The following is a 13,448-nucleotide window of genomic DNA, read 5'->3' as shown; positions in this document are numbered from 1 at the left end:
ATTGCTTTCCTAAGGAGTCGCCCATGACTGCCCAAGCCTTAACTCACTCTCAACCTGTGCAAACCATTGCCGATCTCGAAGCACTCATTGAGCGCGTCCAAAGGGCACAAACCCAGTACGCCCAGTTTACCCAAGAGCAAGTGGATCACATTTTCCACCAAGCGGCGATGGCGGCCAACCAAGCGCGGATTCCCCTTGCCAAACAAGCCGTCGCCGAAACGGGCATGGGGGTTGTCGAAGATAAAGTCATTAAAAATCACTTTGCCTCGGAATACATCTACAACAAGTACAAACATGAGAAAACCTGCGGCGTGATTGAGGATGATCCCATCTTTGGCATCCAAAAAATCGCTGAACCCGTGGGGATCATTGCCGGTGTGGTGCCGGTCACGAACCCAACTTCGACGACCATCTTTAAGGCATTGATTGCCTTGAAAACCCGCAATGGCATTATCTTTTCGCCCCACCCCCGAGCAAAGGGTTGTACGGTGGCCGCAGCCAAGGTGGTGTTAGATGCAGCAGTCGCCGCTGGCGCCCCCCCCGATATTATTGGCTGGATTGATGAGCCGACGATTGAACTCTCCCAAGCTTTGATGCAGCACCCGCAGATCAAGCTGATTTTGGCCACGGGTGGGCCGGGCATGGTGAAGGCCGCCTATTCCTCTGGCCATCCGGCGATCGGGGTCGGAGCGGGGAATACACCGGTGCTCATTGATGCCACAGCCGACATTCCAACGGCGGTGAGTTCGATTCTCCTCAGTAAGGCCTTTGACAATGGCATGATCTGTGCCTCGGAGCAGGCGGTGATTGTTGTTGATGAGATCTATGACGCGGTCAAGGCCGAGTTTCAACGGCGGGGGGGCTACATTCTCTCTCCTGAGGAACGGCAGCGGGTGGCACAACTCCTGCTGAAGGATGGTCGCCTCAATGCCGCCATTGTTGGTCAATCGGCAGCCACCATTGCGGCCATGGCCAATATCCAAGTGCCGCCTGAGACGCGGGTACTCATTGGTGAAGTGAGTGAAGTTGGGCCGCAGGAGCCATTTTCCTATGAGAAACTCTGTCCGGTATTGGCCTTGTATCGGGCGCCCCAGTTCCATAAAGGGGTGGAGATTGCCGCACAGTTGGTGAATTTTGGCGGCATGGGGCATACCTCTGTGCTCTACACCGATCCCCGCAATCAAGATGATATTGCCTATTTCAAATACCGCATGCAAACGGCGCGGGTTCTGATTAATACGCCTTCTTCCCAAGGGGCGATCGGGGATTTGTACAACTTCAAGTTGGATCCCTCGCTGACCTTGGGGTGTGGCACGTGGGGCGGTAATGTCACGTCGGAAAATGTCGGCCCCCATCACCTGTTGAATATCAAAACGGTGAGCGATCGCCGCGAAAATATGCTCTGGTTCCGCGTGCCGCCAAAAATTTACTTCAAACCCGGCTGCCTACCCATTGCCCTGCGGGATCTGGAAGGGAAAAAACGCGCTTTCCTTGTCACCGATAAACCCCTCTTTGACTTGGGCATCACTGACCCGATTGTGCACACCCTCGAAGAACTGGGCATCAAGCACGACATCTTCCATGAAGTGGAGCCGGATCCGACGCTGAGTACGGTGAACCGGGGTCTTGAGCTACTGCGGGAATATCAGCCCGATGTAATTATCGCCGTGGGGGGTGGCTCACCCATGGATGCGGCCAAGGTGATGTGGCTGTTGTACGAGCATCCCGAAGTGGAGTTTGACGGCTTGGCCATGCGCTTCATGGATATTCGCAAGCGGGTGTATCAACTGCCCCCCTTGGGTCAAAAAGCGATCATGGTGGCCATTCCCACCACCTCGGGGACAGGTTCCGAAGTGACGCCCTTTGCCGTGGTTACCGACGATCGCGTGGGGATTAAATACCCCTTGGCGGACTATGCCCTCACGCCCACAATGGCGATCGTGGATCCCGACTTGGTGCTGCACATGCCCAAGAAACTCACGGCCTATGGTGGCATTGATGCCCTGACCCATGCCTTGGAGTCCTATGTATCGGTGCTCTCGACGGAGTTCACTGAGGGTCTGGCATTAGAGGCGATCAAACTGCTCTTTACCTATCTGCCTCGGGCCTATCGCTTGGGGGCGGCTGATCCAGAGGCGCGCGAAAAAGTCCACTATGCAGCGACGATCGCCGGCATGGCCTTTGCCAATGCCTTCTTGGGGGTTTGCCACTCGATGGCCCACAAACTTGGCTCCACCTTCCACGTACCCCACGGCCTTGCCAATGCGCTGATGATTTGCCATGTCATCCGCTATAACGCCACGGATGCCCCCCTGAAACAGGCCATCTTCCCGCAGTACAAGTATCCCCAAGCCAAGGAACGCTATGCCCAAATTGCCGACTTTCTTGAGTTGGGCGGTAGCACCCCAGAGGAAAAAGTGGAGCGCCTAATTGCCGCCATTGAAGACCTGAAGGCGCAGTTAGAGATTCCAGCCACCATCAAGGAAGCCCTCAACAGTGAGGATCAAGCTTTCTATGAACAGGTGCAGAGCATGGCTGAACTGGCCTTTGACGATCAGTGCACGGGGGCAAATCCGCGCTATCCGCTGATTCAAGACCTGAAGGAGTTGTATATCCTTGCCTATATGGGATGTCGGCGGGATGCGGCAGCCTACCATCCGGCGGAAGCAACGTCGAGTTGATGTGGCGTTATCTGCCCCCCTTGGCAGCACCGGGGACGGTGCAAATGGCGGTGGATCGGTGGTTGTGGCAGTCTAGCGATCGCCCCTGTCTGCGGTTTTACACCTGGTCACCGCCCGCCATCTCCCTTGGCTACAGTCAGCGGCAAATTCCAGAGCACTGGCAACACCTGCACTGGCAGGGGCAACCCATCGAACGGGTGCAGCGACCCACGGGGGGGCGAGCGGTTTTGCACCAAGGGGATCTCACCTACAGTCTGGTGGTGTGGGGGTTGGGGCAACGACGGCGACAGGTCTATGCCGATCTGTGTCAATTCCTGAGGGTGGGGTTTGAGCGCCTAGGATGGCCACTTCAGTTGGGACAGGAACGTTATCCTTCCCACGCTCCCATCAATTGCTTTGCGCGGGCAACCGTGGCCGATTTAGTTTTACCTAGCGGCGAGAAAGTCATTGGTAGTGCCCAAGCGTGGCGGGGCGATCGCGTCCTGCAGCATGGTTCGATTGTCCTAACCCCTGACCCCAATCTATGGCAGCAGGTATTTGGCAGTGTGCCCCATCGGCAGTCCCTTCCCCCTTTAGAGGTGGTGCAAGCGGCTCTCTTGGACGCCTTTGAGGCGCAGTGGCAGGTGAAACTGATCCCGGAACCCTTGAGCGATCGCGAGTGGCAAGAAATTAATAGAATGTCAAACTTGCCCTGTGGCTTCCCCGCCTAGGCTATGATTGGCTTGTTGTCTTGGGGATTCACATGGCACGCTGGCTGACTGCGCTTGTTTTAGCCCTTACGCTTCTCATTACCGGTTGCGCCCCCACCCCACCCTCTCCCTATGAGCAGGTGCAACAAGAAAGCACTCAGCGCAATGCACCCCCGGCAGTGAATCGCGAGGCCACCCAAGGCAGTGAATTTAATCGCTTCTTTCCGCCGGAGGGGAATGGCTTTGAGCGCATCTATGTCCAAGAGAAAAAGGGCTTTGCCGAGGCTAAGCTGAAAAAAGATGGCAAAGAACTAGCGATGCTGGCCATTTCCGATACGATTAGCACCCCTGAGGCTGCCGCCAAGTTTCAAAACAGTACGATGCAGATTGCCGGCTATCCAGCAGTAGAGGTGGGGACGACACAAACGGCAATTCTGGTGGCCAACCGCTATCAGGTGAAGGTACTCTCCCGTGATCCCAGTTTTACCGCCAGCGATCGCAGGGAATGGATTGAAAAATTTGATCTTGCTGGTTTAGCCCAACTTGCCCCCTAAGGAGACCACCGTGAGCGAAGCTATCTACAAAATTGTTGATCAACTCCCCACTGGGGGCATTACCGTCATGGCCCTCAAGTCCTTGGATTTCATCATTCCCGGCCAGTGGCAAAATATTGTTGGTTTTGATAACACGATCCGCCATGTGACGGGAGAAACGGATCCTGCCTTGATCCGCCAAATTGGCGATCGCGCCGTGCGGCTCTTCAATGACAAATCCCAAGGCTATCAGCGGGCACTGTGGCTCTATCAAACCGTGGACAACACCGATGCGCTTTTAGGGGCGGCTGCCCTTGCCAACAAAGTGGGCGAGAAAATTTCCTTCCTCGGCTTCCTGGATAAAATGACGCCAAAGCCAGAGCGGGCGCAGTCCATTGACCTCAGCATTAAGCTGATTGTGGAAATTCTTGCCTTTTGTCAAATCAATGGCATTCCCGGTGACAGCCTCGGCGACTTCCTGCGTGCCCTTGCCGACTACAGTGGTGAATCCCTGATGCGGATGGCCGCCCTCATCTGCTTTGATGGCCTGATTCCCCTAGGGCCTGACTTTCTTCTCAAATGCTTGGGCACACTGCAAAGCTTGCAACCCAATGATCTACAGGAAAACCCCACCTTCAAAGCGATTGGCAGTGTCGTGCCGGGGGGCAATCCCAGCGGTCAATTGGGCTTTATTATTCAGAGCTTTCATGCGGTGCAGGGGTGGATGAACCAATTTGTCAGCAGCCACGAGTTAACGCCACAAAAGGTGATTAATAGTCTGCAAAGCTTTATTGAACTCTCGAAGGATAACCTTGACTACTTAGGTGCCTTTTTGGACATGAGCACCAACTACTACTACCATACGGGTGTTCAGACCCTTGCCCGCCGCCTGATTGAGCGAGCAGTTGCAGAAATTTAACTGGATAGGGATCATGGGTTGGGGCGATCGCCCGCCGCCGAGTTCCCTAATCGACAAATCAGTGTTCCCAAGTCCACAAATAACTCCGGACTGCGGGGAATCGTCACCGTAAAGGTACACACTTCCCGTTGAAATCGTACTTGCCCTGTATAGTCACCGGGATCGAGCGTATCGAAATAAAACTGCCCCTCACGACTGATGGGAGAGACGACGGTTTCTTGTCCCCGTTGGAGCGTGAACTGCCCAAGGGCTGGAATGATCGATTCATTGTCGCGCTGCAAGATCACTTGGCCAATGAAATTTTGTACCCGCTGCACCATAAAGTGGGCAATCCCACCACCGCGAAAGGGCGGCGCAATCAAGACTGAATCATTCTGGGTGAGAAAATTCTCCGGTACACTGTCGGGGTCAATACTAATCGGGTTGCCGTAGTAGGGGATGAGGTCGGGAATAATGATTTTGCCTTGGGCATTGGTGCGACCAATGAATTGATTGCTCAAACGGGCAGAGACCCCTGGCACATTGCTGGTGTCCACCAAGACAAAGCTATTGCGAATCGGACGTGTGGCAAAGAGGCCGCCACCAATACCAACGATCGCCCCCTCCATCAGCAGTGACGTGTTCTCGCGATCGCCCGTGCGATTGTAGCCCAGTTGGAAACTCGCCCAAGGGGCATTGGCCAAGAAAGTATTTTGAAGTTGCCCTTCATTGTTTTGCTGTTGCACCTGAAGCTGATAGCCATAGCCAACCCCTCGCGGCAGCGATCGCTGAGCCGACAAAACCGGTGCCCCCTGATCTCCCTGTTGTAGCCAACCAAACCGCAAGCTGGTGCTGCCCCCGAGAAAATAGTTGAGATTGACAGACAAGCGGTTGTCCGCTGACTGCGACCCTGTTTGGGCTTGGGATGCTTGAATAAAGAGATTGAGGCGACGATTGAGGCGCACCTGCGCTGTGAGACTAATTTGATCGCGCGCCGCCGCATCCCGCTGATCCACATAGCTGTACTGCCCTGAGAGTGTGAGTTGCGACCCCAAGGGCACAGAGGCGGTAAAAAAACCTTCCAAGCGGGGGCGATCGCCCGTGGGTGTCAGGCTGGTGTTGCTGTAGAAATCGCTATTGAGGCGCACCCCACCACCAAAACCAACTGCCCTTCCCGGATACACGTAACTCAGTGCCACAGCATGGCCAAAAAGCCCTTGATAATTGCTCACAGCCGCCGCCAAATCAATCGTGCCCACAGGCAACGCCGTACTGACGGAGATCCCCGTACTCAGCACCTGATCTGTGGCCTCAACCCGTCCCCCGAGGGTGAGATTCGGCAAGACCCCTTGGCGATACATTCCCAGTAGCCGCACCGTTTCATCGTAGCTAAAGTTCTCTTGGCCAAACTTTTGTCGCTCTGCCCCTGCTGCAATGAAAAACTCCGACAGCCCCGGCTTCAGCAGGCGGGCATCCTGCACATAGCGCGAGTCAAAAACCTGCTGCTTGCCGGCCGCATCCGTCACCACCACCCGCACGTGATTGAACCCAGAGTCGTAGGGCAGGTTCTCTAGGCGAAAGGGTCCCGGCGGCAACGTCAGTGTTTGGATCAGGCGACGATTGAGATACACCTCTGCCCGCGCAGGGGTCTCGACCACCCCAGAGACCTGAAAGCTCGGCTGCCGGATGAAATAGGGACTCAGGCTAAAATTGCGCCCCCAGCGAATTCCCCCCAGCAGACCACCCCCGCCAAGGACATCGGTGGCAATCACGGTATCGCCGAGGGTGAGACTCGTCAGACTGGCTGGATGGTCAATGACCAGATTGGTAATGCCCCGTTGAAAGCCATTCGCCGCATCCACAAACCAACCACTGGCCAAGGAATTGCCACCAAAACTGACCACCACTTCCCCTGCTGCTGAGAGGGTGTTCGAATCCTGCCACTGCACACCGTAGTTGAGATAGGCACTCAGAGGCTGACTATAGACAATGCCACTAGGGGCATTACTGGGATTCAAATTCACCACTGCCGTTTCTAGCGCTGTGGCTGCCGTCCGTAGTCGCAACACCAAGGCAACATCGTCGCGTTCAAAGGTAATCTGGGGGGCCAAGGAGCGCAGAGAAACGTGTTCGACACCAGCAATAATTTCCCGTTCACCGCCAAGATTTTGCAATCCTGCCTTGACCAAATCCGGCCATGGCACCCAGACATCCTCTCCCCGCAGATAGACCACCACTTCCCCCCGCCGCGCTTGGTTCACCTCTAGGTCATAAATGGCGGCTGGATCAAGGGGAGGTTCGACAATTGGGGTCGGCTCCGCAGCAATTGGCGGTGGACTTGCTGACGCCGGCAGAGCATGCCAAAGAATCAGCCCCCTAACGGCAGACTCCCCCCGGTGTAGGTATGGTAGCGGCAGGAGGAGAATTGGTAGTGTCGAGGCGAATTTCCAGACGTTCAACAGCCCCACAGTTCTCTTGCGGCAATGCAACACCACGAAATGAGCGGGTCGCTCCGGGTAATATATAGGCGAAGTCCAGTTTTCTTTCAAAAATGGGACGATTATTGCCGCCGATGCCCGCTAGGGTGATATTTTGACTGTGGAGATGGACATTCCCCGTGTTGCGCAACTCAAAGGCAAGCTGACCCTTTTGCACTTGCGGATTGAGCACCTCTCCCCGCCGTTGAATGGTTGCTGGCTCAATAAAGACTGGCAAACTGTGCTCGGTAATAAAACGCACTTGGACTTGGTTGCCTTGCTCGATATTGGGCGGCGGCACTTCAGAGATCAACAGGCGATAGGAAACCTCAGTCGCAGTGGGGGGGACACGACGACTAAGGCGGATGTTACGTGCCTCGCGGGGAGGAATCGTCAAAACCAAAGGAAAGACAATCAGTTCAGGACTATTGGGGGGGGCAGGGGTGAGTTCATCTTTGCCCTCGGTGGTTTGCTGCCATTTGTTGAGCTTCACCTCAACTTCCACAGGCGCCGTTCCCGTATTGGTGACCGTGATGCTGGCAGAACGCTGCCGCTCAGAGAGAAAAATGCGGGTATTGCTGAGACTAAAATTCCCCCCTTGCTGGGCCAGCAATGGTACGGCTGTGATGGCTATGAGCGCGACTGCCCCTAACCCCTGCCCGATGCTCAATCGTTGTTGCATGGTTTCCTCGTTCTGACTACCCCCATTCTAGGTTGGGTCCTCTGTGGAACATTGAACTAGAAAAGGAGATTGACCACTTCCTTCAGTCATCAATTGCAGCGATCAATCCCCTCTTGCAAAAGCAACCCTAACCTCTGACACCAGAACGCGCAACTCACCCCTTAGTAGGTGACCGTAATCGTCACTGTGTCACTGTAACTCCCCGCTGGCTGGAGGGTAGCGGGTTTTTGGATTTGACCATAGACGGTAACGGAGTCACCATCTGGACTGCTGGGGTTATGGTTAAGGGGTGTCGTGCAAGGCCACAGCGTTGCCTTGCCAGCATCTTTGAATAGTTTGTAGCTCAAGGTACCGCCGCCTTCACGTGTCATTGTTCGCACGTCACTAGTACAGGTATTGGTAGACTCGAGTTTAATGGTGACTTGGTCAGAAGCGTTACATTTTACTGTGAAGCTGGTGTTGCCATCTTTTGCAGTATCTTGGGTAAAAGCACCGAAGTCAAGATCTGGAGCAGCGGTAATTGTACAACTTTGGGTCACACTTGCTGTTACATCAAAATTATCCGTTGCTGTACCCGCTTTTGCTGATGGAATCATTAAAAAGCTCACCCCCGCTAGAGCGGCCAAAGACAAACCCGTAAGGAAGCCTTTCCGCAGTGTAGAAGTCAACATAATATCCCCCTTTTTCCCTTTTTGGGAACACGAAGCCATCCTGCCTTGCAAACCCTTGCCTAAAGGCTCATGGCATTTCTCTAGTGCTTTCGCTTCCTAGAGTGAGTGTCTGAAACGATTAAGGAAAACTAGGTTCTTTCAAGGCATTTGGCGTTGAATCTCTCGGTTGGAACTCACAGTCTCAGTCGTTGCTTTTTTGTTCTGTTCCAACACTTTTATTGTACGCCTTTTTTTCAAGGTCGGTTCATGTTTTTTAGATTGATCATGCCATATTTACAAATGTTTACCATCGCTGGCGTAGGTGCTGCTAGATGCGGGCGTTGCTTGCTATCTTCAAGACATTTCCAGCATGCGTTGGATGGGTTTGAGCGCTGCAAGGCGGATGTCCTCTGGCAGTTCAATCTGGGGCTGGCGATCGCGCATACACAAATAGAGTTTTTCTAGGGTATTGAGGCGCATAAAGGGGCACTCATTACAATTGCAGGTCTGATCCTGAGGGGGCGCAGGAATAAAGGTTTTCTCTGGGTTGCGCCGCTGCATCTGGTGGAGAATCCCCGGCTCGGTGACAACGATAAAGGTATCGTGATCTTGGCTTTCGCTGTAGTTGAGCAAGGCCGTTGTCGAACCAATAAAATCAGCATGGCGGAGTACCGCTTCTTCGCATTCGGGGTGGGCAATCACCTGAGCGGTGGGGTAGGCGGCCTTGAGTTCGAGGATACGCCGCTCTGAGAAGGTTTCATGGACAATGCAACTGCCGTCCCACAGCACCATCTGCCGTCCAGTTTGTGCCATGACATAGCGACCAAGGTTGCGATCGGGGGCAAAAATTAGGGGCTGATCCGCAGGCAACTGCTGCACAATTTTCACTGCATTAGAACTGGTGCAAATAATGTCACTCAGGGCTTTGATTTCGGCAGTGCAGTTAATGTAGGAAATCACCCAATGGTCAGGATATTGCGCCTTAAAAGCAGCAAAGGCGTCCGCCGGACAACTGTCTGCCAAAGAACAGCCCGCCGCCAAATCCGGCAGCAGCACTAGTTTATCGGGGTTGAGAATCTTGGCGGTTTCAGCCATGAAATGCACCCCGGCAAAGACAATGACATCAGCATTGGTACTGGCAGCCTGCCGCGACAGCCCAAGGGAATCCCCAATGTAATCGGCCACATCTTGAATGGCGGGGTCTTGGTAGTAGTGGGCTAGAATCACTGCATTCAGTTCCCGCTTCAGGTCTTGGATGGCGGCAATTAAATCCAACGGCAGGGACGGTTGAGGGGCAGCGAGAGTCGCAAACACAGGCAGTGGGTTCCTTTCGCAATTGGTGACGAGTCTCTCTATTATAGTGATTTTCACCAAAATAGGAATCCCCTAGGCATCATTGGCGAGCAGTTGCTGCACAAGGGCACGGGCACCATAGCTGACACCGGCCGTACCTTCCCCCGGATGCACGGAATCTCCCACTAACCACAGGTGAGGAATCGGGGTGCGGGTGGCCAAGCCAAAGGGGCCAAAGGTGCTCAGGCGTTGACTAATGCCCCCGACAATGCCATCCAGCCGCGCGGTATAGCGCCAGAAGGTGCGGGGAGTCGCTGCTTCACAGTGGACAATGTGCTCAGGCCGCAGATCAAAGAACTCGCCGAGGCGTTCAAGAGCTGTTTGGGTGTATTGCGCCTTGGTGGCGGCATAGTCTAAGTCGGGCTGACGCCAAAAATTCGGTTCAGTAAAGCTGGAGGCAATCAGGGTACGATAGCCACTGGGGGCACGCCCATCCTGCGGCTGACTGACAGAGACAAATAGGGAGTTATTTTCGCCAATGGGGCCTTGGGCATCGTAGAGAAACTGCAAGTGGGGCGGACAACTTTCGGGAATGGCGGCCTCTTTAACGCCAAGGTAAATCACAAAGGCGCCGGAGGCTGGGGGCAGCGTTTTGAGGCGGCGGGCATAGCCAGCGGGAATGGCATCGCCAAGGAGTTGGGGCAGGTTTTGGGCAGGGACGTTGGCCACAATGTGATCCGCTGCAACGCGCTGCAAGGTTTTTGTTTTCAAGTTCTCCACCTGGACGGCGACAGCACGCCCCCGCTCGACTTCGATGTGACGCACCAGATGCCGGGTGTAAATTTGACCGCCATCGCGCTGCAAGGCATTGGCGAGTAAATCGCTGAGAACCTGCATACTGCCGTGGAGATGGTAGAGGCCGTGGGGGGCTTGGGACAGACAGAGGGCGGTGGCGGCGTAGAGGAGTGCGGTTTCACTGGCATCCACTTGGGAGTAGAGCTTGAGTTGGAGATCCAAAAATTGCCGCAGCCGGCGATCGCCCCCGACACCACAGAGCGTCATCCAATCAGTCACGGTCATCAGGCTAAAGGGCACCGTGAGGAGCGTCTCCGGTCGCAGGGCTTGTACCAATTGCCAGAGATCAAAGCCATTGCGGGGGGGCAAAATTGGCTGTCGCTGCTGAAATCGCCAACTAATGGCAAAGAGTTGTTCAAGGCCTTGCCAAAATCGTTCACTGTCGGGAAAGTGGCGTTGCCGTTCTAGTTGCCAGCGATCGCGATCGCGCCAAACATTGATGGGCGTCGTTTCCTGCGGCAGATAGACCGCACAGGCGGGGTCACAGGGGGTCGCTGCCGGCAGAGGCATCTCCAATTCAGCAAAAATCGCGGCGTGAATCCCCCCCGGCTCAAGGCCAGCCACTTGGGTAGCACCAACATCGAAGGTAAAGCCCCGCCGCTGAAAGGTTGAGGCACAGCCCCCCAGTTGTGCTGCCTGCTCAAAAAGCTGAACGCGATAGCCCCGTCGTGCCAACAATGCTGCTGTGGTCAGACCACCAATGCCGCCGCCAATGACGACAACCTGCTTTGCCATTTGTGTAGTTTTGTAAATTACCTCTATCTAGCACTGTAACGACGTTGAGCCAGTGCTGACAAGGAAAACGGCAAGCAACTAGCGCCGCCGCAACTGAAGCTGCTCATAGACCTGCCGTAGGGACACCCCATGATAGGCAAGGGCAACTAGCGTGTGGTAAAACAAGTCCGCCACCTCACCGGCGATCGCCTCTGGATCATCGTCTTTGCAGGCCATGACCACTTCTACGGTTTCTTCCCCCAGCTTCTTGAGAATTTTGTTATCGCCGGCAGCAAAGAGGCTACAGGTATAGGATTGGGCTTGGGGCACATCGCGGCGCTGGCAAACCACTTCATACACCTGCGAGAGGGTATCAGCCGGCGGCGGTTCAATCCATTCGCCCTTGGCACCGTGGCGGTGAAAACAACTGCGCTCCCCCGTGTGACAGGCAATGTGTCCCACCTGTTCTACGGTGAGCAATAGGGCGTCACTATCGCAGTCGTAGCGAATACTTTTGACCCACTGCACATGGCCAGAAGTTTCTCCCTTCGCCCACAATTCCTGCCGCGAGCGACTCCAAAACCACGTGCGACCGGTCTCAAGGGTTTTCTGTAGCGATTCCCGATTCATCCACGCCAGCATCAACACAGTGCCGTCCAAATAGTCTTGGACAATTGCTGGCACTAAACCCCGTTCATCGTAGCGAATCTCATCGAGGGGGAGGCTAAGGGTAGTGGCAGGCATGAATCGTTCGCAATTCTCAAGAGGGTGACCCGGAGATCACGCCTATCACAAGCATCCCGTATTGCTGCTTCCTTCCGGACCTGACAAGGTTTAGGCGTTGCGATCGCATGATTCCGAGCCAACTTGTATCTTAGCACACGGCATCGAACCGCATAAATCGCCCTATTAGGAATCTTTATCCCTAGTTTCTTAAAGAAAGTTTATATTAAAGAGGTAACAGCGTAAGATTTGGTAATGCCTATGACCCTTGCTGCACTGATGGTGACGCAGGCTGAGACTCTCCGTGGTCTCTTTCGGACGTTGACGGCAACCAGTTGTCCCTATCGCTATAACTTTCATCTCCATACCATCTGCTCCGATGGGCAACTGACACCGCAGCAAGTGGCGCAACAGGCAATGATCCACGGTCTCAAGGGCTTTGCCATTACCGATCACCACGCCCTCGAGGGATACTTTCAAGCACGTACCTATGTCGAAGCCTATCCGGGGAGCGATCGCCCCCAAGTGTACACGGGCATTGAAATTACGGCTCAACTCCTTGGCACTGAGGTACACATCTTGGGCTATGGCTTTGACCCCCACGCTCCAATCCTGCATCTCTATGCAATGGGCAGTGCCCCTGAAGGGGAGTTGGCACAGGCAGAACGGGTGATTGCGGCACTCCATGAAGCGGGGGGCTTGGCGATTTTGGCACACCCGGCGCGCTATCGTCTGCCCGCTGAACAATTGATTCCTGCTGCTGTGGCACGGGGCATTGATGGGGTTGAAACCTACTATTGCTACGGCAATCCTGACCCGTGGGAATCGACACCAGAAACAACTGCTTTGGTACACCGGCTGGCCGTTGAACACCAGCTCCTAGAGACCTGCGGCACCGATACCCATGGCCAAGATATTCTTGTGCGTCGATGACAGGGACTGAAATTCTGATCACCGTGGGGGCGATCGCCATCAGTTGGTTCGTGCTCCGCTGGCTGATCACGGTCCTCAAGGTCACTGTCGGTACAGCGCTTAAAATTGCCCTGATTGTCTTCCTATTGCAAATCTTTTTTGGTATTGGTCCCGATCGCCTGTGGGAGCAAGCGCAGCTTCTATGGTCACAAGTGGCGAGTTATTTGCCGACGCCTTCTTGGCCATCCTCACAATAGGAAAAATGTGGGTTTCTGCGCGTGTTGCGCTTTGGTGGGTGTCTTTTGTCAGATCGGCCAGAATCCAGTAAACTGACTGGCATC

General features: G+C 54.7%; 13 protein-coding genes and 1 other RNA gene. 7 read left to right on the top strand and 7 right to left on the bottom strand.

Annotated features, from left to right (window positions below):
* Positions 1-23 precede the first annotated feature (23 nt).
* The 4 genes from adhE to KV190_RS07945 are packed head-to-tail and all read left to right on the top strand — an operon-like array spanning position 24 to position 4,822.
* Complete coding sequence (adhE, locus tag KV190_RS07960) at positions 24-2,681, top strand: bifunctional acetaldehyde-CoA/alcohol dehydrogenase (RefSeq protein ID WP_460192713.1); 2,658 nt, start codon at positions 24-26, stop codon at positions 2,679-2,681.
* Positions 2,681-3,391: a lipoate--protein ligase family protein gene (locus KV190_RS07955; protein ID WP_460192712.1), complete on the top strand. Its 711-nt coding sequence runs from the start codon at positions 2,681-2,683 to the stop codon at positions 3,389-3,391. Before adhE ends, KV190_RS07955 begins: the two co-directional genes overlap by 1 nt.
* A 32-nt stretch (positions 3,392-3,423) precedes the next feature.
* Positions 3,424-3,924: a hypothetical protein gene (locus KV190_RS07950; protein WP_460192711.1), complete on the top strand. Its 501-nt coding sequence runs from the start codon at positions 3,424-3,426 to the stop codon at positions 3,922-3,924.
* 10 nt (positions 3,925-3,934) lie between these two features.
* Positions 3,935-4,822, top strand: coding sequence for a hypothetical protein (locus tag KV190_RS07945; RefSeq protein ID WP_286668728.1), 888 nt, complete (start codon positions 3,935-3,937; stop codon positions 4,820-4,822).
* Positions 4,823-4,833: 11 nt separating this feature from the next.
* Here KV190_RS07945 and KV190_RS07940 read toward each other — a convergent pair whose 3' ends face one another.
* The 3 genes from KV190_RS07940 to KV190_RS07930 form a co-directional block, all read right to left on the bottom strand.
* Complete coding sequence (locus KV190_RS07940; protein WP_460192710.1) at positions 4,834-7,269, bottom strand: fimbria/pilus outer membrane usher protein; 2,436 nt, start codon at positions 7,267-7,269, stop codon at positions 4,834-4,836.
* A complete protein-coding gene (locus tag KV190_RS07935) occupies positions 7,178-7,960 on the bottom strand; it encodes a fimbrial biogenesis chaperone (protein ID WP_460192709.1) in 783 nt (260 codons plus the stop codon). Before KV190_RS07935 ends, KV190_RS07940 begins: the two co-directional genes overlap by 92 nt.
* 161 nt (positions 7,961-8,121) lie before the next feature.
* Positions 8,122-8,481 (bottom strand): spore coat protein U domain-containing protein, encoded by a 360-nt coding sequence (locus KV190_RS07930; RefSeq protein ID WP_460195253.1) that lies wholly within the window; start codon positions 8,479-8,481, stop codon positions 8,122-8,124.
* Here KV190_RS07930 and KV190_RS07925 point away from each other — a divergent pair.
* Positions 8,375-8,731, top strand: coding sequence for a hypothetical protein (locus KV190_RS07925; protein WP_460195310.1), 357 nt, complete (start codon positions 8,375-8,377; stop codon positions 8,729-8,731). The genes KV190_RS07930 and KV190_RS07925 overlap by 107 nt on opposite strands.
* 233 nt (positions 8,732-8,964) lie before the next feature.
* On the opposite strand, the gene nadA is transcribed toward KV190_RS07925, so the two are convergent.
* The 4 genes from nadA to ffs form a co-directional block, all read right to left on the bottom strand.
* The gene (gene nadA / locus KV190_RS07920) at positions 8,965-9,924 is read right to left on the bottom strand and encodes a quinolinate synthase NadA (protein WP_460192708.1); all 960 of its coding nucleotides are present in this window, start codon (positions 9,922-9,924) and stop codon (positions 8,965-8,967) included.
* Positions 9,925-9,996: 72 nt separating this feature from the next.
* Positions 9,997-11,493 carry a C-3',4' desaturase CrtD gene (gene crtD / locus KV190_RS07915; RefSeq protein ID WP_460192707.1) on the bottom strand — a complete coding sequence of 499 codons (1,497 nt, stop codon included), beginning with the start codon at positions 11,491-11,493 and terminating at the stop codon, positions 9,997-9,999.
* Positions 11,494-11,571: 78 nt separating this feature from the next.
* A complete protein-coding gene (hisIE, locus tag KV190_RS07910) occupies positions 11,572-12,216 on the bottom strand; it encodes a bifunctional phosphoribosyl-AMP cyclohydrolase/phosphoribosyl-ATP diphosphatase HisIE (protein ID WP_460192706.1) in 645 nt (214 codons plus the stop codon).
* A gap of 23 nt (positions 12,217-12,239) precedes the next feature.
* An RNA gene (gene ffs, locus KV190_RS07905) (signal recognition particle sRNA small type) lies at positions 12,240-12,336 on the bottom strand.
* A gap of 120 nt (positions 12,337-12,456) precedes the next feature.
* On the opposite strand from ffs, the gene KV190_RS07900 reads away from it, so the two are divergent.
* Both KV190_RS07900 and KV190_RS07895 read left to right on the top strand, forming a co-directional pair.
* Positions 12,457-13,128: a PHP domain-containing protein gene (locus KV190_RS07900; RefSeq protein WP_460192705.1), complete on the top strand. Its 672-nt coding sequence runs from the start codon at positions 12,457-12,459 to the stop codon at positions 13,126-13,128.
* Positions 13,125-13,364, top strand: coding sequence for a hypothetical protein (locus KV190_RS07895; protein WP_460192704.1), 240 nt, complete (start codon positions 13,125-13,127; stop codon positions 13,362-13,364). Before KV190_RS07900 ends, KV190_RS07895 begins: the two co-directional genes overlap by 4 nt.
* The last annotated feature ends 84 nt before the right edge of the window (positions 13,365-13,448 follow it).

The sequence above is a fragment of the Thermosynechococcus sp. FA-CM-4201 genome, assembly GCF_054689355.1.
Note: the sequence above shows the minus strand (reverse complement) of the source record. Positions and strands in the feature narration are given on the sequence as shown.